Origin of the sequence: Trinickia symbiotica (assembly GCF_002934455.1) — a bacterium.
GTDB classification, from domain to species: domain Bacteria; phylum Pseudomonadota; class Gammaproteobacteria; order Burkholderiales; family Burkholderiaceae; genus Trinickia; species Trinickia symbiotica.
Genome location: NZ_PTIR01000033.1, coordinates 1 through 21,090, shown reverse-complemented (window position 1 = coordinate 21,090; position 21,090 = coordinate 1). Strand labels below are relative to the sequence as shown.

At 63.5% G+C, this 21,090-nt stretch carries 17 protein-coding genes; 9 read left to right on the top strand and 8 right to left on the bottom strand.

Features of this window, described 5'->3' with window-relative positions:
* The first annotated feature begins 408 nt into the window (after positions 1-408).
* Positions 409-1,326, top strand: coding sequence for a UDP-3-O-acyl-N-acetylglucosamine deacetylase (gene lpxC / locus B0G57_RS29095; protein WP_026230033.1), 918 nt, complete (start codon positions 409-411; stop codon positions 1,324-1,326).
* A 102-nt stretch (positions 1,327-1,428) separates the two neighbouring features.
* Here the strand turns inward: lpxC and B0G57_RS29090 are convergent, their stop codons facing one another.
* Positions 1,429-1,929, bottom strand: coding sequence for a DUF721 domain-containing protein (locus B0G57_RS29090; RefSeq protein WP_018442619.1), 501 nt, complete (start codon positions 1,927-1,929; stop codon positions 1,429-1,431).
* Positions 1,930-2,170: 241 nt separating this feature from the next.
* Between B0G57_RS29090 and secA the strand changes: the two genes are divergently transcribed.
* The 4 genes from secA to B0G57_RS29070 all read left to right on the top strand — a co-directional run bounded on the left by secA (position 2,171) and on the right by B0G57_RS29070 (position 7,808).
* A complete protein-coding gene (gene secA, locus B0G57_RS29085; RefSeq protein WP_018442618.1) occupies positions 2,171-5,008 on the top strand; it encodes a preprotein translocase subunit SecA in 2,838 nt (945 codons plus the stop codon).
* Positions 5,009-5,233: 225 nt separating this feature from the next.
* Positions 5,234-6,463, top strand: coding sequence for a bifunctional glutamate N-acetyltransferase/amino-acid acetyltransferase ArgJ (gene argJ, locus B0G57_RS29080; RefSeq protein WP_018442617.1), 1,230 nt, complete (start codon positions 5,234-5,236; stop codon positions 6,461-6,463).
* A 62-nt stretch (positions 6,464-6,525) separates the two neighbouring features.
* On the top strand, positions 6,526-7,386 hold the full coding sequence (locus B0G57_RS29075) for an ATP-binding protein (RefSeq protein ID WP_018442616.1): 861 nt from the start codon (positions 6,526-6,528) through the stop codon (positions 7,384-7,386).
* A complete protein-coding gene (locus B0G57_RS29070; protein ID WP_018442615.1) occupies positions 7,383-7,808 on the top strand; it encodes an NUDIX domain-containing protein in 426 nt (141 codons plus the stop codon). Before B0G57_RS29075 ends, B0G57_RS29070 begins: the two co-directional genes overlap by 4 nt.
* 23 nt (positions 7,809-7,831) lie before the next feature.
* Here the strand turns inward: B0G57_RS29070 and B0G57_RS29065 are convergent, their stop codons facing one another.
* The 7 genes from B0G57_RS29065 to B0G57_RS29035 form a co-directional block, all read right to left on the bottom strand.
* Positions 7,832-8,035 carry a DNA gyrase inhibitor YacG gene (locus B0G57_RS29065; protein WP_018442614.1) on the bottom strand — a complete coding sequence of 68 codons (204 nt, stop codon included), beginning with the start codon at positions 8,033-8,035 and terminating at the stop codon, positions 7,832-7,834.
* Between the two features lie 87 nt (positions 8,036-8,122).
* Positions 8,123-8,878, bottom strand: coding sequence for a cell division protein ZapD (gene zapD, locus B0G57_RS29060; RefSeq protein ID WP_018442613.1), 756 nt, complete (start codon positions 8,876-8,878; stop codon positions 8,123-8,125).
* A gap of 89 nt (positions 8,879-8,967) precedes the next feature.
* On the bottom strand, positions 8,968-9,615 hold the full coding sequence (gene coaE, locus B0G57_RS29055) for a dephospho-CoA kinase (protein WP_018442612.1): 648 nt from the start codon (positions 9,613-9,615) through the stop codon (positions 8,968-8,970).
* A 7-nt stretch (positions 9,616-9,622) separates the two neighbouring features.
* Complete coding sequence (locus B0G57_RS29050; RefSeq protein WP_026230032.1) at positions 9,623-10,519, bottom strand: prepilin peptidase; 897 nt, start codon at positions 10,517-10,519, stop codon at positions 9,623-9,625.
* A 54-nt stretch (positions 10,520-10,573) separates the two neighbouring features.
* The gene (locus tag B0G57_RS29045; protein ID WP_018442610.1) at positions 10,574-11,806 is read right to left on the bottom strand and encodes a type II secretion system F family protein; all 1,233 of its coding nucleotides are present in this window, start codon (positions 11,804-11,806) and stop codon (positions 10,574-10,576) included.
* 49 nt (positions 11,807-11,855) lie between these two features.
* Positions 11,856-13,085, bottom strand: coding sequence for a GspE/PulE family protein (locus B0G57_RS29040; RefSeq protein ID WP_026230031.1), 1,230 nt, complete (start codon positions 13,083-13,085; stop codon positions 11,856-11,858).
* Between the two features lie 107 nt (positions 13,086-13,192).
* Positions 13,193-14,488: an HlyC/CorC family transporter gene (locus B0G57_RS29035; protein ID WP_018442608.1), complete on the bottom strand. Its 1,296-nt coding sequence runs from the start codon at positions 14,486-14,488 to the stop codon at positions 13,193-13,195.
* 217 nt (positions 14,489-14,705) lie between these two features.
* Between B0G57_RS29035 and B0G57_RS29030 the strand changes: the two genes are divergently transcribed.
* The 4 genes from B0G57_RS29030 (at position 14,706) to B0G57_RS31485 (ending at position 20,734) form a co-directional block, all read left to right on the top strand.
* Positions 14,706-17,876, top strand: a complete 3,171-nt coding sequence (locus tag B0G57_RS29030; protein WP_018442607.1) for a multidrug efflux RND transporter permease subunit — start codon at positions 14,706-14,708, stop codon at positions 17,874-17,876.
* A gap of 574 nt (positions 17,877-18,450) precedes the next feature.
* Positions 18,451-19,245 carry a TIGR04255 family protein gene (locus B0G57_RS29025; RefSeq protein ID WP_018442606.1) on the top strand — a complete coding sequence of 265 codons (795 nt, stop codon included), beginning with the start codon at positions 18,451-18,453 and terminating at the stop codon, positions 19,243-19,245.
* A 43-nt stretch (positions 19,246-19,288) separates the two neighbouring features.
* A complete protein-coding gene (locus B0G57_RS29020) occupies positions 19,289-19,891 on the top strand; it encodes a hypothetical protein (RefSeq protein ID WP_020566423.1) in 603 nt (200 codons plus the stop codon).
* 12 nt (positions 19,892-19,903) lie between these two features.
* Positions 19,904-20,734 (top strand): hypothetical protein, encoded by an 831-nt coding sequence (locus tag B0G57_RS31485; RefSeq protein WP_199189657.1) that lies wholly within the window; start codon positions 19,904-19,906, stop codon positions 20,732-20,734.
* Positions 20,735-21,090 lie beyond the last annotated feature (356 nt).

Below are 21,090 nucleotides of genomic sequence, written 5' to 3'. Positions count from 1 at the left end.
GACAGACGGATCTGGCAGCGGGCCGCAAGATAGGTTGGCGGCGCGCGGTCTGCGTCGAGGCTCCCTGCCGTGCGAAAGGCGCGCATCTCGGGCAAGATGCGCGGAGTGCGATCGCGCGGACGGAAGACGTCGACGGCCGTCGCTTCGACGAAAAAACCGGCGCAAAGCGTTGCGCCGAGGCCACGTCTGCCCTGCTCTTTCGAGTCGCTTTCTAACGTTCGATGTACCGCCAGCGAATCGCCGGCGCCCGGGAATGCCTCCGTTCCGGGCGCCGGATGCCGTTACGCCCTCGGGTAACGGGAAGAAACACACTGATACGTACGGCAGCAAGACAGCGGCACGCCAATACGGTATAATCCGTACTATGAAACAAGAAGCGCGATTGATATTTCCAATCGACGAATGACCATGCTGAAGCAACGCACTATCAAATCGATCGTCAAGACAGTCGGCATTGGCCTCCATTCAGGACGCAAGGTCGATCTGACGCTCCGTCCCGCTGCCGCGAACACCGGCATTGTGTTCACGCGCGTCGATTTGCCGAGCCCCGTCGATATTCCGGCTTCGGCGCTCGCGATCGGCGACACACGTCTTGCTTCCGTGCTGCAAAAGGATGGCGCGCGCGTTTCGACCGTCGAGCATCTGATGTCGGCCTGCGCCGGCCTCGGGATCGACAATCTCTATGTCGACGTGACGGCCGAAGAGATTCCGATCATGGACGGCAGCGCGGCATCGTTCGTCTTCCTGATGCAGTCGGCCGGCATTCAGGAGCAGGACGCGCTGAAGAAGTTCATCAAGGTGACGAAGCCTGTCGAAGTGCGCGACGGCGACAAGTTCGCGCGCGTTGAGCCCTATTTCGGCTTCAAGCTCAAATTCACGATCGATTTCCATCACCCGGCTGTCGACAAGACGGGACAGGCGCTCGAAGTCGATTTCGCGACGACGTCGTATGTTCGTGAAATTGCCCGCGCACGCACTTTCGGCTTTGCGCACGAAGTCGAAATGATGCGTGAGCTCGGCCTCGCGCGCGGCGGCAGCATGGACAATGCGATCGTGCTCGACGAATACCGCATCCTCAATAACGACGGACTTCGTTACGACGACGAGTTCGTAAAGCACAAGATGCTCGATGCGATCGGCGATCTTTATGTCATCGGCCATCCGCTATTGGCGTCTTACACCGCGTACAAATCGGGGCATGGCCTCAACAATGCGTTGCTGCGCGAGCTGCTCGCTCGCGAAGACGCTTATGAGATCGTCGCGTTCGAGGATGCGCAACACGCGCCGCGCGGGTTCGGCTACGACGCACAGACGGCATTCGCCTGAAAGCCCTGCGGATTGCCTGTTGCACGCTTTGCGACAGTGCTGAGCCACTGATTCGGCGATAGTCGTGACACACAAAGGCGGCCTTGCTCCGAGCATCGCCGCCTATTTGTTTTTCTTGCCGTCGCCGGCGGATTGGCCCGCGCCGTGGCGCGCCGCCATGCGGGCGAGCGCGGCCGTCAGTGGCGAGGGCGGCAGTGTTTCGCTCAGCGTGCGCAATGCCGCCGCGCCGATCGGCGTCATGCGTGCCTCTTTCGGTCGCGGGGCCCGCGCCTCGGTCTTGGGCCGCACCTTCACGGCAAGCGTGCGCACGTTCCAGCCGCGTTGCTGCAATTCGGCGACGAGCCGGGGCTCGAGGTGCCTGAGCCGCGCCGCGAGCGCGCTATGCGCGGCGAAGAGCGTCAGCGCGCCGTCCTTGATGAAGCCGGGCTCCACGCTCGTTGCCAGATAGTCGGGCAGCAATTGCGCGAGATCGCGCTCGAGCGCCGAAATCTGCTCGACGCCGGCGCGCAGCGCCGCGAACGCATCGGTACGGCCGAGCACCTCGGCGAGCGGTTGCGGCCGGGCCGGCCCGGCGGGGGGGGATGATCGCGAAAAACGGCTCATGGGCGCGATTGTACCTTTGCCGTCGCTTCACGCCGCGCTCGCCGCCGCCAGAGCGGGGCGCGGCCGCGTCCGGCCTGCCCCGCTACTGACACGGCACATTAAGTCTCGCGTGCTAAAATCCGCGATTCGAATTCACTCATGGATAAGCCGCCGAGGCCATACGATTCGGCATCCCGCGGAGCCCTCTCCGCGAGCCGCACTTCGCGTGCGGACCGACCGAAGCCGCGACGCAAACCGACCGATGACCACCGGTTTTCTCCAAAAGATTTTTGGCAGCCGCAATCAGCGGCTGATCAAGCAGTACCTAAAGACCGTTGCGGTGATCAATTCGCTCGAGCCGCAGATCGAGCAATTGACGGACGAGCAACTGCGCGCCAAAACGGACGAGTTCCGCCAGCGCGTGGCGAGCGGGGAATCGCTCGACAAGCTGCTGCCCGAGGCGTTCGCCGTCTGTCGCGAGGCGAGCCGACGCGTCTTGAAGATGCGGCACTTCGACGTGCAGTTGATCGGCGGCATGGCACTCCATTACGGCAAGATCGCCGAAATGCGCACGGGTGAGGGCAAGACGCTCGTCGCCACGCTCGCCGCTTATCTCAATGCGCTCTCGGGCCGCGGCGTACACGTCGTGACGGTCAACGACTACCTCGCTCAGCGCGACGCCGAGTGGATGGGCAAGCTCTATAACTTTCTCGGCCTCGGCGTCGGCGTCAATCTGTCGCAAATGGATCATGCCTCCAAGCAGGAGGCTTATGCGGCCGATATCACGTACGGCACGAACAACGAGTTCGGATTCGACTATCTGCGCGACAACATGGTCTACGAGACGAGCGCGCGCGTGCAGCGCTCGCTCAACTTCGCGATCGTCGACGAAGTGGACTCGATCCTCATCGACGAGGCCCGTACGCCGCTGATCATCTCGGGGCAGGCCGAAGACCATACGGATCTATATGTCCGCATGAACGCGCTGCCGCCGCTGCTCGAGCGGCAGATCGGCGAGGAGCGCGCCGACGGGACGGGCGTCGAGAAGCCCGGTGACTACACGCTCGACGAAAAGTCGCGCCAGGTCTATCTGACCGAATCGGGCCATGAGAAGGCCGAGCGGATGTTGTTCGAGTGGGGCTTGATCGCCGAGGGCGAAAGTCTTTACGCGCCGCAGAACATCACGCTGATGCACCACGTCTACGCGGCACTGCGCGCGCATACGCTGTTCTTCCGCGACCAGCACTACGTGGTGCAGAACGGCGAAGTCATCATCGTGGACGAGTTCACGGGCCGGCTGATGCCGGGCCGCCGCTGGTCCGACGGGCTGCACCAGGCGGTCGAGGCGAAGGAGCACGTGAAGATCCAGAGCGAGAACCAGACGCTCGCCTCGATCACGTTCCAGAACTATTTCCGCATGTACGTGAAGCTCTCGGGCATGACGGGCACAGCGGATACCGAGGCCTACGAGTTCAACGAGATCTATGGCCTCGAGACGGTCGTCATTCCGACGAACCGGCCACCGAAGCGAATCGATCTGCAGGATCAGATCTACAAGACGGCAAAGGAGCGTTATGACGCGGTAATCCGCGATATCCGCGAATGCTACGAGCGCGGGCAGCCGGTCCTCGTCGGCACCACTTCGATCGAGAATTCAGAGCTGCTCTCGAACCTGCTGACGAAGGCGGGTTTGCCGCACGAAGTGCTGAACGCGAAGCAGCACGCGCGTGAGGCCGGGATCGTCGCGGAAGCGGGGCGGCCGAAGCGCATCACGATCGCCACGAACATGGCGGGCCGCGGCACCGACATCGTGCTGGGCGGCAATGCCGAGAAGCAAGCCGCGCTACTCGAGGCCGATCCGTCGCTCTCTCCCGAGGAGAAGGCTTCCCGGGCCCAGGCACTTTATGACGAGTGGCAAGCGCTGCACGATCAGGTGAAGGCAGCGGGTGGCCTTCATATCGTCGGCACCGAGCGGCACGAGTCGCGCCGCATCGACAACCAGCTGCGCGGCCGCGCGGGCCGTCAGGGCGACCCGGGTTCGTCGCGGTTTTATCTTTCGCTCGAGGATCCGCTGCTGCGCATTTTCGCGGGCGACCGCGTGCGCGCGATCATGGACCGCCTGCGCATGCCCGAAGGCGAGGCGATCGAGGCCGGCATCGTCACGCGCTCGATCGAATCGGCGCAGCGCAAGGTCGAGGCGCGCAACTTCGATATTCGCAAGCAACTGCTCGAGTACGACGACGTCGCGAACGATCAGCGCAAGGTTATCTATCAGCAGCGCAACGAGTTGCTCGAGGCGCACGACATCACCGAAACGATCGCGGCAATGCGCCATGCCGTGATTACGGACGTGGTCCATCAATTCATCCCCGCGGGCAGCATCGAAGAACAGTGGCAGGCGCCCGAACTCGAAGAGGCGCTGCGCAGTGACTGGCAGCTCGATCTCGCGGTCCAGGAGATGATCAGCGAGTCGCAGTCGCTCGATGCCGAAGACATCGTCGAAGCCGTGCTCGCGGCCGCGGACGAAGCCTACGAGGCGAAGGTCACCCTCGTCGGGCGCGAAGCGTTCAGTGCATTCGAGCGCTCGATCATGCTGCAAACGCTCGATCGCTTTTGGCGCGAGCATCTCGCCGCGCTCGACCATCTGCGGCAAGGGATCCATCTGCGCGGCTACGCGCAGAAGAACCCCAAGCAGGAGTACAAGCGCGAAGCGTTCGAGCTCTTCGAGGCGCTGCTCAATATTGTCAAGACCGAGGTCACGCGCATCGTGATGAACGTGCGGATCCAGTCGCCCGAGCAACTCGAGGAGGCCACGGAGCAATACGAAGAGCAGGGCGGCCACATCGAGAACGTCGAGTTCCGCCACGCCGAATTCGCCGATGAGGCCGCGACGGCGACGGCCGCGGCCGCGGCCGCGGTCGCGGCGCCCACGGCGGCCGACGCAACGGCCCAGATGGTCGGCGAGGCGATGAGCCACGGTGCTCATGCCACCGCAGGCGCGCAATCCGCCGCGGGCAGCGTGCCGAAAGTCGGGCGCAACGATCCGTGCCCGTGCGGAAGCGGCAAGAAGTACAAACAATGCCACGGCAGGCTGGCATGAAGTTGATGAGGGCTGCGCCCACGCTCACTGCGTTCGCTGCCCCCTCCCGCAAGGGGACTTCCTCAGGGAGCCCCCAAAAGGGTGCGCCCTTCGGGGCGCGAGGGGGCGACGCCTCGCTAGGGGCGGCCCGCCCGAGGCGTTGGCAATCACCCGCATGCACTCATTTGGCCCCTTGAGGGCGCGAGACGTTTTCACCTTTCACGGCTTCCGATAGGTCTTCAGACGATGGCTGTCAATTTTCCTTCGATCGATCCCGAGCAACTTTATCCCGTCGCGGGCGTCACGCTCGGGTGGGCCGAGGCCAACATTCGCAAGCCGAATCGCAAGGACGTCCTCGTGATGTCGATCGAGGAAGGCGCGACGGTGGCGGGCGTCTTTACGACGAACCGGTTTTGCGCGGCACCGGTGACGGTCTGCCGCAAGCACCTGGCGAAAGGCAACGGGATTCGCGCGCTCGTCGTCAATACGGGCAATGCCAACGCCGGCACCGGCGAGCCCGGTCTCGCGCACGCGCGCGAGACCTGCGCCGAGTTCGCGCGCCTCGCGGGAATCGCGCCCGAGCAGGTGCTGCCGTTTTCGACGGGCGTGATTCTCGAGCCGCTGCCGATCGACCGACTGAAGGCCGGTTTGCCGGTTGCCTTGTCGAATCTGCGGGCCGCACACTGGTACGAGGCGGCGCACTCGATCATGACGACCGACACGCAGCCGAAAGCCGCCTCACGCCAGGTGAGCATCGAGGGTCATAGCGTGACGCTCACCGGCATCAGCAAGGGCGCGGGCATGATCAAGCCGAACATGGCGACCATGCTCGGCTTTCTGGCGTTCGACGCGGCCGTGGCGCAGCCCGTGCTCGACGCACTCGTGAAGGAGGTCGCCGATCGTTCGTTCAACTGCATCACGATCGACGGCGACACGTCGACCAACGACTCGTTCATCCTGATCGCGTCCGGCAAATCGAGCCTGCCGCCGATCACGTCGACGACAACGCCGGCTTATGCCGAGCTGCGCAACGCGGTCGTGGAAGTCGCGCAGACACTCGCGCAATTGATCGTGCGCGATGGCGAAGGGGCGACCAAATTCATCACCGTGCGCGTCGAGGGCGGAACGAGCGTTGCCGAGTGCCGCCAGATCGCCTATGCGATAGGTCACTCACCGCTCGTCAAAACGGCGTTCTACGCGTCGGATCCGAATCTCGGGCGAATCCTCGCGGCGATCGGCTACGCCGGCGTGACCGATCTCGACGTCGCGAAAATCGATCTCTATCTCGACGATGTTCATGTCGCGAAGGCGGGCGGCCGCCACCCGGAGTATCGTGAGGAGGACGGCCAGCGCGTCATGAAGCAAAGCGAGATCACGATCCGCGTCCTGCTGGGCCGCGGTTCGGCCGACGCGACGGTCTGGACGTGCGACCTGTCGCACGAATACGTGAGCATCAACGCCGACTACCGCTCGTAAGCTCGAAGCCGCCGGCGGCGGGTTTTTTCCCATGCCGCCGCGGCACGCAGGCTCTTTCTCTCATGGACAAACTCGAACAGTTTCTCGCTCGCGCTGAGTCCCTGCTCGGCCGCCTCGAGGCGATGGTGCCGCCGGCCGCGCCCGACGTGGACTGGTCGGCCGCGGTGGCCTTTCGCTGGCGCAAGCGCCAAGGGCGCGGCTATCTGCAGCCGGTCCAGGCGATTTCGCCGATTACGCTCGGCGATTTGCAGAACATCGATCGGCAAAAGGCTCTGATCGAGCAGAACACGCGCCAGTTCGTGGCCAAGCGGCCCGCGAACAATGTGCTGCTGACGGGTGCCCGCGGCACGGGCAAGTCGTCATTGATCAAGGCATGCCTGAACGCGTACGCGGCCGATGGCCTGCGCCTCATCGAGGTCGACAAGGACGACCTGCATGACCTCGGCGACATCACGGAACTTATCGCGCCGCGCCCCGAGCGGTTCATCGTCTTTTGCGACGATCTGTCGTTCGAAGAAGGCGAATCGGGCTACAAAGCGCTGAAAGTGGCACTCGACGGATCGGTTTCGGCACAGTCGGACAACGTGCTGATCTACGCGACCTCGAATCGCCGCCATCTGATGCCCGAGTACATGAGCGACAACGAGACGTACAAGCACACGGCGGACGGTGAGATTCACCCGGGTGAAGTCGTCGAAGAAAAAATTTCGCTGTCCGAACGTTTTGGCCTCTGGGTCAGCTTCTATCCGTTCAAGCAGGACGACTATCTGACGATCGTCGCGCACTGGCTCCGCCATTTCGGTTGCGACGATGCGGAAATCGAGGCGGCTCGCGGCGACGCGCTCGTCTGGGCCCTCGAGCGCGGCTCGCGGTCCGGACGTGTGGCCTGGCAGTTCGCGCGCGATCGGTCGGGCAAGAAATGACGAGCGCAGCCCCGATGCCGGGTGAAAAGTCGCCGAGGCCGGTCACCGAGGTGGCGGTCGGCGTGCTCGTGCAGCCGGACGGTCGCTACTTGCTCGCGCAGCGTCCGGCTGGTAAGCCGTACGAGGGCTATTGGGAATTTCCTGGCGGTAAGCTCGAGATCGGCGAGACCGTCGAAGCGGCGCTCGCGCGCGAGCTGCATGAAGAGCTGGGCATCTTCGTCGAGGAATGCCATCTCTGGCACACGCTCGAGCACGATTACCCGCACGCCTACGTGCGCCTCTACTTCTGCAAAGTCACTCGCTGGCGCGGCGAGCCCCATGGCCGCGAGGGGCAGGCATTCAGCTGGCAGGGTTTGCCCGTGGCAGTCTCGCCGCTGCTACCGGCGGCGATTCCCGTGCTCCAGCTCTTGGCGGCGGACTGAGCTGGCGCGGCTCGCTTAGCGCTTCAGTTCTTCAAATCGTCGCCGCCCGGGGCATCGTCGGCCGACGGCGCTTCATCGTCGTCCGCCCCGCCGATCCGGTACCGCTCGGCGGCCCATGCGCCGAGATCAATTTGCTTGCATCGCTCGGAGCAAAAGGGGCGGAAGCGGTTTTCAGGTACCCAGCGGACTTCCCTGCCGCATGTCGGGCATTTCACAACGGTGATCATCGCTCAAGCAATCGTCGAAAAACAGGTTCGGTCGAGCCGTGTCGAGCGGGGCCGCGACCGGCGAACCGGCTATTCTGCCCGCACGCTTCAGAGGCTGCAAAGCGTCAGATGGAACGGCACGTCGACATCGACGGCCCGCGGACGCATGTCGCCGTCCTGCACGGTGAAGCGCACCCAGAGCATGTATTTATTGGCGCTCGCTTCGGGTATGACGCGCAACTCCGGTGAAACCCGAACCTGCATCAATTGATAGGTGCGACCCGACAGCATCTGTTGATAGCTGCCCTGCGTTGCCATGACCTTCGACGCCTGCCCCGATTCGCGGGCGAGGCGCAGGACGATCATCGCCGCATCGCGCAACGGCAAAAGCGGCATGATCCATTTGGCGATGTCTTGCCTGCGCTGGTCAGGGTGCGTCTGCTGCCAGGCGTAGTACGACGGCAGATCGAACTTGCACGTCCCACCGGGGATGATGGCGCGGCTGCGAATGCTCGAGAGCCACTCGTTGTCGGTCAGGTGCTGGCCCGTCTTGCCCTGCATCTGCGCTAGGCCGTTCAGGGTCTGCTCGATCTCGGTGAGCACCGTTTCGAGCGCGTTCTGTTCGATGCCGGGATTGCCGCGAAACGGCGCCAAAGTCTGGCGCTGGCGCTCGAGCTCTTTCATCAGGTCCGACTTCAAGTCCGCCCGCCCCGTGACTTCGGCGATTTCGAACAGCGTCGTCAGCGCGACGTGGTGCTCTCTCGCGTCGTCTTGGCTCAGGAAGAACGTGAAGCGCTCGAACAGATCTTCGAGACGCAGCAGCGTGCGAATTCGCTCGTTGAACGGATACTCGTAAAGGATCAAGCGCGCTCGCCTCTGGCGTCGTGGGTGATGGATTGCAGGACATTCTAATGCCGTGCATTGACCGTCGCAATCGCGGAATCGAGCGCTTTTTACGAACCGGGGTGCCGGCGGGACGTGCTTTTCGCCAACGACAAATAGCTTTCGTGCAATCGACGTACCTCGTCGGCGAGGGCTTCCGGTGTCCGATCCTCGTTGACCAGTACGTCGTCGGCGGCTGCAAGCCGGGCTTCGCGGGTGGCCTGACGCGCGATGATAGCCAAGACTTCGTCGCGCGCGAACCCGTTACGCCGCATGACTCGCGCGATCTGCGTCTCGACGCTGCAATCGACGACGAGAACCCGATCGTAACGCGATCGCCATTCGCCCGCTTCGACGAGCAGCGGAACGACCGTGATGACGTAATGACCGCTTGCCGCAGCGACCTCGCGCCGTGTTTCTTCACGAATGAGCGGGTGCGTGATGGCCTCGAGGCGCGCTTTCGCTTGAAGATCCGCAAACACGAGCGTGCGCATCTTCGCGCGATCGAGCGAGCCGTCGGGCGCGACGAATGCCTCGCCGAACTCGCGCGCGATGCGCGGCATCGCGGCCCCCCGCGGTGCCGTGATACGGTGCGCGATCGCGTCCGTGTCGACGATCGTGACGCCATGCAGGGCGAACAGATCGGCGACGAAGGTCTTGCCGCTACCGATGCCGCCGGTCAGCCCGACGATGAAACGATCAGCATCTACCGAGCGCATCGTCACCTCAGGTCCCGAACAAGTGAAAGAGCGGCGTTCCGCAAAAGAGCGTCGCCGCGCCGCCCGCCGCGAGAAACGGGCCGAACGGCAGCGGCTCCTGGAAGCGCATCCGGCCGAGCCCGGTCGCCAGGAGTCCGACGAGCGCCCCTGTCACGGCCGAGATGAGAACGACCTGCGGCAGCGCCGCCCAGCCGAGCCACGCCCCGAGCGCCGCGAGCAGCTTGAAGTCTCCGTACCCCATGCCCTCGATGCCGCGCACGAACCGAAACACCCAATAGACGCCCCACAGGAACAGATACCCCACGATGGCACCGGCAACGGCTTCGCGCAAGTTAGCGAAGGTATCGGCGAAATTCACGATAAGTCCGGCCCACAGCAGCGGCAGCGTGAGGGAGTCGGGCAGCAGACGCGTCTCGATATCGATCGCGCTCATCGCAAGCAGCGCCGCGCAGAGCCCGAAAGCCGCGAGCGCGGCGCCGGACGGACCGAAGCGGAAGAGCGCGAGGGCCGCCAATGCACCGCTCGCGAGCTCGATAGCGGGATAGCGGACGCCGATCGGCGCCCGACATGCCGAACAGCGTCCACGCAGCAGCAGATAGCTGAGCAGCGGGATGTTCTCCCACGCGCGCAGCACATGTCCGCAGTGAAGACAGGCGCTGCGCGGCACCCAAAGGTTGTAGCGGGCCGGCAGTCCGTCCGCATCCGGGGGCTCGCCCGTCGCCTCGCTGACTTCCAGGCGCCAGGCGCGCTCCAGCATGACGGGCAGCCGATGCGCGACGACGTTCAGAAAACTCCCGATCACCAGGCCGAAAACGATCGCGAAGGCGTATTGCCAGCCGGGCGGCAAATGGGCGAGGGCCACGCCGAAGCTCGAGGTCGGCTCCGAGAACGGGGTGCTGAACATGAAGGTGTACACGGATGGCAGTGGCGACGAGCAGAGGGTCGAATGGGCTGGATGCTACACCACGTTGCCGAGCTCGATGACGGGCAGGTAGAGCGCGACGACCAGGCCGCCCACGAGCGCGCCCAGCACAATGACGACGACCGGCTCCGCCAGCGCAGTAAGCAGGGTCAGCTTTTGACGCGCTTCGCGCTCGGCGAGCGAGGCCATGTCGAGCAGCATCCTATCGAGCGCGCCCGATTCTTCGGCGATCGCGATGGCTTCGACGATCGAGCGTGGGAAACGGCCCACGGCTCGTATCGCGGCAGCGAGCCGTTCTCCGCGGGCCAGGCGGGCCGCGATTTCGGTGCCCGCATGATCGAAATGAACGTTGCCGGTTGCCTGCGTGAGCGCGCCGAGCGCCTCGGCGAGGGGCGTGCCCGCGGCGAGCAGCGTGCCGAGCGCGCGGCAAAAGCGTGCGGCGGCAAGCGCCGTGCAAAGCGGTCCCACGATCGGTGCGGCCAAGGCCATCTCATGCAACGCAAGACGTGCGCGCCGCGAGGTTCGCACGAGGCGCGCCGCGAGCAGATAGCACGCCGCGATCGCAGCGGCAATCGCGCCGCCTGCCTCAGCGAGCGCCTCGGACATCGCTATGACAATGCGCGTGGGGGCGGGCAAGCTGCTTCCGAAGCTGTCGAAGACTTGCTGAAACGTCGGTACGACCCAGACGAGCAACGCGGCTGTGACGGCGATTGCAAAAAGCAATACGGCCATCGGATAGGCGAGCGCGGCCCGCGCTTTGGCACGTAAGTCCGCGGCGCGCTCGCGCTCTTCGGCGAGCCGCCCGAGCGTCGCGGCCAGCGACCCCGACGCCTCGCCGACTGCGGCGAGCTGGCAGTAAAAGGCGTCGAACTGTATAGGGAACGACGAGAGTGCCGCCGCGAACCGGGTTCCGTCCGTGATGCCGCGTGCGAGCGCCTCGGCGATGCGCGTCATGCCGCTTGCGTCTGACGCTTGCGCGATGAGATCGAGCGCTTGCGCGAGCGGCACACCCGCGTGCAACAGGCTCGCCAGTTGCCGCGTGAAGCCGGTAACCTCGCGCTGGGTCGCTTTCGGTCGAGGGGCTTCGCCGCGCTCGGCGAGCGCGAGCACGACGACGTTGCGCCTGCGCAACCGCACTCGTGCCGCCGCTGAATCGACAGCTACGACCACGCCGCGCCGGCGCCGGCCGTCGAGTTCGATGCCTTGCCACGCGAAGCGCCGCTCGGCGCGGACCGCGCTTGTTTCTAGCAACTCGCCCCGTGCGTTCATATCGCCTCCCGTCCCGCCGCCCAGCAACGGAATGCGAGCGTGCGCTCGCTCATCCGGCCTCCGTCGCGGCGACCGCCTCGGTCAAGCTCGTCGTGCCGTCGCGCACGCGGGCAAGCGCCGCCTGGCGAAGTGTTTCGGTCCCCTCCGCGCGGGCCTGGCGCGCTAACGGCTCGCCCGTTGCGCGCGCAATGATGAGCTCGCGCATGGCAGGCGATACCGGCATGACCTGGTGGATACCGACGCGGCCCTTATAGCCGATACCGTGGCAGTCTTCGCAGCCACAGGCGAGATAAGGCGTCCAGCCGCGGATTTTGTCTTGCGCGAATCCTGCCGCGCGCAGCGAGGCATCCGCCGCTCGATCAGGTTTTCTGCAGCTTGTGCAAAGGCGCCGAACGAGGCGCTGCGCCGTTACAAGCTTCAGCGCGGCGGCGAGGTTATAGGGGGCGACGCCGATGTCGAGAAGGCGTGCAATCGCCCCTGCGGCGTCGTTCGTGTGCAGCGTGGAGAGGACGAGGTGCCCCGTTTGCGCGGCCTTGAACGCCACGTCCGCCGTTTCTCCGTCGCGGATTTCGCCAACCATGATGACATCGGGGTCCTGCCGCAAAAACGCGCGCAGCGCCACGGCGAACGTCAGTCCGGCCTTCTCCCGGACATTGACCTGATTGATGCCGGCAAGCTGAATCTCGGCCGGATCCTCGACTGCGCAGATGTTGCGCGACTCCGCGTTGAGCATCTGCATGAAGCAATGCAGCGAAAGCGTTTTTCCGCTGCCGGTCGGCCCCGTCACGAGAATGAGGCCGTGCGGTGTGCGGATCGCGGCCTCGACGACGGCGCGTTGCTGCGTCGTGAAGCCGAGCGCATCGAGCGAAAACTCGTCCGGCAACGTATCGAGACGCCGCAGCACGAGCTTTTCACCGAAGAGGGTGGGGAGCGAACTCACCCGGTAATCTTCCGTCTTGCCCGCCGCCGAGGCGAGCCGAAGCCGTCCGTCTTGCGGCACGCGCCGTTCGGCGATGTCGAGGCGGGCCAGCACTTTGACGCGCGTGACGAAAGCGTCGCGCAGATGCGCGGGCGGCCGGGCCGATTCGTGCAGCGTGCCATCGACGCGCAGTCGAATGCGCCAGCCGCGCTCGCCGGGCTCGACGTGGATATCCGATGCGCCGAGTGCGCAGGCCTGCGCGAGGGTCTCGGCGAGGAGCCGGACCGCGGGTGCGTCATCCATTCCGGACGACTGCGGCAATGCGGCCGCGATCGAAGAAGAGAGAAGCGAGGAAGACATCGAATGTCGGCAACCGCCGCCGTTGAAACACGATGGCGCGATCATCGCGCGATCGGGGGCGGGCCGGTACTCGGCCGGATGGCCAGGACCGCTTTTCGCGGCGGCACTCAGGCGCGCGCGCTTTTCGCGACGGCGAGGCCCCTGGGCTTGAAGACTTTGACCGTGCGGATGGTCTGGTCGTCGCTTTGCAAGACCTCGATCTGCACCTCGCCGATCTGCACGCAGACATCGCCTTCGGGAATCTCCTCGAGCGTCTCGAGAAGGAGGCCGTTCAATGTCCTAGGGCCATCCGTCGGCAAGCTAAGCTGAAGCCAGCGATTGAGCTCGCGCAGTGGCATGCTGCCGGCGACGATGCACTCGCCTTGCTCATTCCAGCCGCGTCGCGAGCCGACGCCGCGCGGAATCGACGTCGTGAACTCGCCGATTAGTTCCTCGAGGATGTCCTCGGGCGTGACGAGTCCTTGCAGCTCGCCATACTCGTTGACGACGAGCGCCGTGCGCTGCCGCGACTCCTGAAAAAATTGCAGTTGCTGAAAGACGGGCGTGCCCGAGGGCACGAAGTACGGCTCGGCGAGCAATTCGCGCAGCGATTCGCGCTCGAGCTCCTGCTTGTGCAGAGCGGCGAGCGTCTTGCGCACGTGGAGGACGCCGAGTACACGATCGATGTCGCCCTCGTAGACGATGAGCTTGTTGTGATAGCAGGTTTCGAGCTGATGAAGGATCTCGTCGAACGGCGCGTTGAAATCGAGCGCCTCGATGCGCCGGCGCGGGATCATCACGTCGTCGACTGTGATGTCTTCGAGATCGAACAGATTGAGCAGGATGCTGCGGTGCTTGGTCGGCATGTAGCTGGCCGATTCGAGCACGATCGTGCGCAGCTCGTCGGTGGTGAGCCGTTGTTCCCGTCCTCCCCTCGGATTGATATGCAGCGCGAAGAGGATCGCGTTCGAAAACAGATTGACGAACCAGATCACAGGCTTCAGCACGCGCATGAGCGGCGCGATGACGAAACTGGCCGGGAGCGCGATTTTGTCCGGATAAGTGGCGCCTACGATCTTCGGCGTGATTTCGGCGAATACGATGATGAGAAACGCGACGATGCCCGTGGCGACCGAAAGCACGACGTTGTCGTTGCCGAACGTGCGCAGGGCGATCGAGGTGGTCAGCACCGGGATGATCGTGTTGAGCAGATTGTTGCCGATGAGGACCACGCCGAGCAGCTGGTCGGTGCGCGCGAGCAGGCCCTGCGTCGTTTTGGCGCCGAACGCGCCCTTGTTGGCGAGATGTTTCAGGCGATGGCGGTTCAACGCCATCATGGCTGTTTCGGAGATCGAGAAGAAGCCGGAGCAGAAGAGCAGAACGATGACGGCGCCGATCTGCGCCCATAAAGGAATTTGTTCCACGCGTTACGCAAAAAGCGGAAGGGATAAGGATGCACAGAATATAGCAGAGACCTTTTCGTCAGCCCGACTGGCCGAGTGGCCAAGGCTGGGAAGACAAGATTTGTTTTCATCAAACTTTGTTTGACGGCGGTAATTTGGCTCGCTAGCATCCACCGAGCAACGGCAAGTTCACGTTTTGCGAATGCCCCGCCATTTACTTTCACGGTGAGGTGAGCGCGTGCCTTCTTTCTTTATCGACCGTCCTGTATTCGCGTGGATCGTCGCGCTCGGAATCGTGCTGGCCGGCGTGCTCGCGATGCCGATGTTGCCGGTCATGCAATACCCGAAGCTCACGCCGCCGCGCATTGTCATCAGTGCGTCGTACCCGGGGGCTTCCGCCGAGGTGGTCGACAGCAACGTCGCCAGCGTCATCGAGGAGAGTCTCGATGGCGTCGACGGCCTGCAGTACTACGCGACATCGAGCGACGGTTTCGGCAACCTCGAAATCGACGCGATTTTCGCGCCAGGCACGAATCCCGATATTGCGATGGTCGGCGTGCAAAATCGCATGAAGCAGGTCGAGCCCCGGCTGCCGCAGCAGGTTGTGCAACAGGGTATCGGCGTCTTCAAGGCGACGAATACGTTCCTCATGCTCGTGAGTCTGGTTTCGACCGACGGCACGCGCGATTCCACGGCGCTCGGCGACTATCTGAGCCGCTATGTGCTGCGCGAGTTGAAGCGCGCGCCCGGTGTCGGCAATGCCGAGCTTTGGGATGCCGACGAGGCGCTGCGGATCTGGCTCGACCCAATGAAGCTGCGCGAGTATGGTCTTGCCCCGGCGGACGTCAACGCAGCTATTCGCGCGCAGAACGCGGCCGTCACGGCGGGAGCGATCGGCAACACTCCGTCGGGGCCAGGGCAGGCGATCACGGCCTCCGTCAGCGTGCGCGGCCAACTGCGCACCCCTGCTGAATTCGCCAATATCGTGCTGAAAGCCCAGCAGAACGGTGCGCTCGTGCGGCTCGGCGATGTGGCGCGCGTCGAGCTCGGCCGCAGCGACTACACGTTCTGGTCGCGTCTGAATGGTCACGACGCGGCGACGGTCGGCATCTCGCTCGCGCCCGACGGCAATGCGCTCGCGACTTCGAAAGCCATTCGCGCGCGCCTCGCGGAGATCTCGAAACAGCTACCGCCCGGCGTCGCCGTTTCGATCCCGTACGACGGCGCGCACTTCGTCAAGATTGCGATCGACGAGGTCGTCGTCACGCTGCTCGAGGCGATCGTGCTCGTCTTTTGCGTGATGTGGCTTTTCCTGCGCGACTTGCGCTACACGCTCGTGCCGAGTGTCGTGATTCCCGTCGCGCTGATGGGCGCGCTCGCCGCGATGGCCGTATGCGGGCTGTCGATCAACGTATTTACGCTGTTCGGCCTCGTGCTCGCGATCGGCATTCTCGTCGACGACGCGATCGTCGTTGTCGAGAACGTCGAACGCATCATGCGGGAAGAGGGCTTGAGCGCGAGAGCGGCGACGAAAAAGGCGATGACGCAGATCGGCGGCGCGATAGTCGGAGTGACGGCGGTGCTGACGACCGTATTCGTGCCGATGGCTTTCTTCGCGGGGGGCGTGGGCGGCATCTATCGGCAATTCGCGATTGCGATGATCGCGGCCATCCTCGTTTCCGCGTTCATGGCGCTCTCGCTCGCGCCGGCGCTATGCGCGAGCTTGCGCATGGCGCCCAAGCCGGCGGCCGATCATGCCAAGGGTTTCGGCGGTCGTTTCGTGGCGTCGTTCGATCGCGCTTCGGGCCGCTACCGGAATCTGGTCGCGCGATTGCTCCGGCGTTCACGGCCCGTCTTCGGGGTTCATGTTGCGTTGATCGGTGCGGCGGCGCTGATGTATGCATCGCTGCCCGACGGATTCCTGCCCACCGAGGATCAAGGTCAGCTGCACGTCATGGTCCAGCTTCCGCCGGGGGCTACGCAAGGGCGTACGTTTTCGGTCATTCGCGAAGTCGAAGATGTCCTTCGGCAGGAATCGGCGATCTCGAACGTCACGACGGTCATAGGCTGGAGTTTCAACGGTAGCGGGCAGAACGTCGGTATGGCGTTTGTCGACATGAAGGATTGGAAGAATCGCGACATCGACGCACAGACGTTGCGCGACCGGCTCAATGCCAAGTTCGACAAGATTGCCGCGGGCCGGGTAATCGCACAGTTGCCGCCCTCGGTGCCAGGGCTCGGCAAGTCGGACGGCTTTACGTTCCATCTCGAGGACAGGGGCGGCGCTGGCAATGACGTGCTCAATACGGCACGCGAGCAGCTGTTGCAACTGGCCGCGCGAAGTCCCGTTCTCGCGGACGTGCATTCCGAGACGCTGCCCGACGCGCCGCGCGTCGTACTGAACATCGACCGCGCGAAGGCTTACGCGATGAACGTGTCGTTCGACGCGATCGACGATGTGCTTGCCAACACGTTCGGCACCTCATATGTCGATGACTTTCCGGCAGGCGGGCGCATGCTGCGCGTAATGGTCGGCGCCGACGCGTCGATGCGCGCGACCGATGCCGATCTGCTCAAGCTCGATGTGCGTAACGCGAGTGGACAGATGGTGCCGTTTGCGGCCTTTGCGTCGCTTGATTGGACGCGCGGGCCGACCATGCTCACGCGCTACAACGGCTACCCGTCGCTCGACGTGACGGGCCGCGCGGCGGACGGCTACAGCTCGGGCGAGGCGATGGCCGAGATGGAACGGCTCGCCGCCCGTCTGCCCGAGGGCATCGCGTATGACTGGGCCGATGCGTCGCTTGCTCAAACAGCGGCGACGCGTGAGACGCCGCTCTTGATTGGCTTGTCGATGCTCGCCGTGTTCATGGTGCTGGCCGCGCTTTACGAGAGCTGGACAATTCCGTTCGCGGTGCTGATCGTCGTGCCGCTCGCGATGACGGGTGCCGTGGCGGCCATGTTCATGCGCGGTCTGCCGAACGATATCTATTTCAAGATCGGCATGGTGACGGTCATCGGCTTGGCGGCGAAGAACGCGATTTTGATCGTGCAGTTCGCGCGCGATCTGCATGCGCGCGGCATGCCGCTTGTCGACTCAATCGTCGAAGCATCGGCGATGCGCTTCAGGCCGATCGTGATGACATCGGCGGCGTTTTTGCTCGGCGTCGTGCCGCTCGTGTTTTCGCAGGGCGCGGGTGCGGAAAGCCGGCATTCGCTTGGGACTGGCGTGTTCGGCGGCGTCATCGCCGCGACGTTGCTCGGACTCGTCTTTACGCCAGTGGCCTTCTATTTTGTGATGCGCGTCACGCAGCGGCGGCGAGCCGTGCAGGAGGAGGCTGCCGATCGGCCGCAGCGTGAAGGCGACGATGCTGAGGCGCTACCCGGTCCTGAGGTCGAGGCGTCGTGACGATCCGCGAATGGGAAAAGGGCGCGAAAGCGCCCTTTTTCGTAGAGATGTCTTCGGGACATCGAGGTAGCAGGCGCCGTTGGGTGCCGAAGTAGGCAGCGAAATGCAATTGTTGCGGGGCGACTGCCACTGATCTCCGCACAAAACAAAAACAGCGAGTTAAGCAACTCGCTGTTTCTGAAGGGAACCTGGTCGGGGTGAGAGGATTCGAACCTCCGGCCTCTACGTCCCGAACGCCCTTTCGCTTCAGATATCCGTACCCCGGGGTGAGGGGGATTCATTCAAATCAATGACTTATTGGAGTCAACGGTCACGCAATAGACAGCGATGCTGGTGGCAATCGGGACAAAATTGCCACTTATTTGCCACCAGTTTTTTCGAGCACGGCAATGAATCAGAATTGCCACCGATTTGCCCCCAGCGAGCGAGCGCGTCTGGCGCCGGAGGCAGCTAGCTTCGAAACCACAGCAGGGCGCGCGACCATACGAGATGCCAAAAGTACTTTTCGATGGCTAACCTGTAAAGTACAGTGTAAAGTGTCAACCTGCCTGTCAAGTCAACCGTTGAGGATGTCATGGGAAAGAAACTGAACAATGCGCCGGTCTACTACACCGTGGCTCAGGTCCAGTTCAACCCCGTCCTGGATTTGGACGCGTATATTCCCGCGATTCAGGCCAAGATGCGCGAGCGACACTATCCGGACTACAAGCCGGAGGTCGTCCAGCGTCTGGTGCTGCCCTTCGGCGGCGGGGAGCCCGGTCGGGTTACGGCGCCGACCGTCACGCCTCAGTCGAGGTACCAGTTCGGTGATATCTCGGGCAACAGGCGGTTTGTGTTAGAGACGAACGCCTTGTCGTTTCAGACCACGGCTTATGAAACGTTCGAGGCTTTCTCAGGAGCGCTATTGGCGGGTTTGGGCGTCGTGCATGACGCCCTTCGTCTCGACTTTATTGAGCGAATCGGGCTGCGCTACCTGGATGCTGTACGGCCGTCAGAAGAAAGGGAGTCGCTCCGAGACTTCCTCGTGCCGGAGGTTCTTGGTTTGTCGCTGCGAGGGGATGTTCAGCACCAGCACTCAGTCAGTGAAACCATCGTCGCGACACCTGCAGGCCAGCTTGTCTCCCGCGTGCTCATTCGGCACGGGCTAGTCGGTCTGCCGCTTGAACTAACCGCACTCGCCCCCAAAATCGACCCGCGATTCACGCAGGGGGCCGGTTTGCACGCCATAATCGACACCGATGCTTCTACGACTCAGCGAGAAGCATTCGACTTGGGCAATGTTGAGACGCAGCTGAAAGCCCTTCACGACGAAATTGATAAGTGCTTCAAAGCCATCGTGACCGAGCACGCGTTGGCCGCTTGGGCCTGAGGGAGGAATCATGAGCAGCGCAACGACGTACGGAGGATGGGTAATGGACCATCCGGCAGCAACCGGCGACACTTCGAACGTTGTTCGGCTGGTGGGATGGTTCGTAGCGGCCGGCGCAGCGCTGTCGGTAATCGGCACGGGCGGTCACCTGTCACCCGAACACCTCCAGCGAGGCGGGCAGCATGCCCTGTATGCGACTCCCGGCGTCGAAGTAGCGGTGGTCGACGATGTCCGGACGCCCGCCGAAGACCTTGCACGGATTCGCGAAGTTTTGCATCCGGCGGTGTCGGACCTTGCCGCGACTCTCGGTGTGTCCCGTCAGTCGGTCTACAACTGGCTCAATGGCGAGCAAGTTGCGGAGGAAAATGCTGCCAGGTTGCAGGACCTTGCTCAGGCGGCCGATGTGCTGGCCCACGAGGGAGTCGCCGTAAATGCGGCATTGCTTAAGCGGAAGTTCGCCAACGGGCGGACACTCATGCAAGTTGCACAGGCAGGGGACTCCGCACGTGACGCGGCGCTAATGCTGGTGCAGACTCACCGGCGCGAGGTCGCTCAACGCGAGCGCATGAACGCTCGATTTGCCAACCGCGCGAAGACGCCAGCTACTGCTGACTTTGACCTTCCCCCATCTAACGACCAGGTGTAAAGGTGCGACGTGGTGGAGTGGAATCGTGATACACCGTGGCGCCAGGGTTTTCCTCTCGGCGACGACGCCATTGATGCTTTGGGGCTTCGCCATGCGGAAGACCCCGACCAGACGATAGTCGTCGTTGCCACTCACGACTGTGACCTCGCGCAGGACCCGCAATTCGAGCCGGTCGTTGAGGTCGTCGTGGGTTGTCTGGCCGCGAAGGATGGCAACTGCACCCACGCCAAAAACGCTCGCAAGCTTCACATCGAGTTTGCGGGCGATGCTCCCTTCTGGGCGGAGTTCGAGGCGACAGCCAAGGTTGATGTCGTCAAGCTCAAGCTAAATGAATATCTGCCTCGCTCCGACGTCCGACTTCGTTCCGAGGACCACGCCGTCTGGCAGATGTGGCTGGCCAGTCGGTACCGGCGCTCTGCCTTTGCGGATGAATTCGAGCGTCGATTGACCAAGGAAACCAAACTGGCGGAGAAAATCGCGAAGGCGGTCAAGCCGCATGGGGAATTGATTATCGGCGTCTTCTTCGACGTGGACGAAGGCGCGGAAGTCACTCGGAACGGTCCGGACGACACCTATAAGCTCGACATCACTATCCTGCACCAGGCGGACCCCGATTTTTTTGCGGCGGAAAAGGCGGCAACTACGGCTGCCGATACCATCGAGACCGCCTTCAGGGAAAAGCTTTTTGCCCCCTCAAAGAAATGGCAGCACATCGAACTGCGTTCCTGCGAACCGATGTCGGAGTCAGCGCTCACCTATCAGATGTTCAAGCAGCTGAAGCGTTGGAGGCTGGAGCACATCAGCCTCGCCGCTGACCCTCAACAGCCTGTGCTGGCTGAGTGACACGGGACAAACTCAGCTGCCGTTTGTATCAAGGATTCCCACCATCTTTGGGAATTCTCAAAAGTGGTGGGAAAGGCCCTTGCACAGTCGCTGGGCTCCGGCCGTTCGGGCCAATAGCCTGATGCCCCGCCGTCTCGCCTCAGGGCCGGTCGCACGCACGCGACGCGGTCGCCGATTGCGCCAAGACTAGATGCCTTCGTATGGGTCGCACGCGGCGTCGCACGTTACAGGCGCTGGCGCTTCGGCCAACCTCGTTGAACTGTAAGCGCTAAATCTGCCACACATCGGTAGATTTCGCGTTACCGGGTAACATGTTTCGAATCGATAGTTACCGGGTAACGAGGGAGATACGAGAT

Bases quoted from the DNA above. Each gene is read 5' to 3' on its own strand.
- B0G57_RS29090 (WP_018442619.1), bottom strand. From the start codon at position 1,929: ATGAGCCGTTTTTCGCGATCATCCCCCCCCGCCGGGCCGGCCCGGCCG.
- B0G57_RS29075 (WP_018442616.1), top strand. From the start codon at position 6,526: ATGGACAAACTCGAACAGTTTCTCGCTCGCGCTGAGTCCCTGCTCGGC.
- B0G57_RS29025 (WP_018442606.1), top strand. From the start codon at position 18,451: ATGGGAAAGAAACTGAACAATGCGCCGGTCTACTACACCGTGGCTCAG.
- secA (WP_018442618.1), top strand. From the start codon at position 2,171: ATGACCACCGGTTTTCTCCAAAAGATTTTTGGCAGCCGCAATCAGCGG.
- B0G57_RS29020 (WP_020566423.1), top strand. From the start codon at position 19,289: ATGGACCATCCGGCAGCAACCGGCGACACTTCGAACGTTGTTCGGCTG.
- B0G57_RS29040 (WP_026230031.1), bottom strand. From the start codon at position 13,085: ATGTCTTCCTCGCTTCTCTCTTCTTCGATCGCGGCCGCATTGCCGCAG.
- B0G57_RS29050 (WP_026230032.1), bottom strand. From the start codon at position 10,519: ATGTTCAGCACCCCGTTCTCGGAGCCGACCTCGAGCTTCGGCGTGGCC.
- argJ (WP_018442617.1), top strand. From the start codon at position 5,234: ATGGCTGTCAATTTTCCTTCGATCGATCCCGAGCAACTTTATCCCGTC.
- B0G57_RS29045 (WP_018442610.1), bottom strand. From the start codon at position 11,806: ATGAACGCACGGGGCGAGTTGCTAGAAACAAGCGCGGTCCGCGCCGAG.
- coaE (WP_018442612.1), bottom strand. From the start codon at position 9,615: ATGCGCTCGGTAGATGCTGATCGTTTCATCGTCGGGCTGACCGGCGGC.
- B0G57_RS29070 (WP_018442615.1), top strand. From the start codon at position 7,383: ATGACGAGCGCAGCCCCGATGCCGGGTGAAAAGTCGCCGAGGCCGGTC.
- B0G57_RS29065 (WP_018442614.1), bottom strand. From the start codon at position 8,035: ATGATCACCGTTGTGAAATGCCCGACATGCGGCAGGGAAGTCCGCTGG.
- lpxC (WP_026230033.1), top strand. From the start codon at position 409: ATGCTGAAGCAACGCACTATCAAATCGATCGTCAAGACAGTCGGCATT.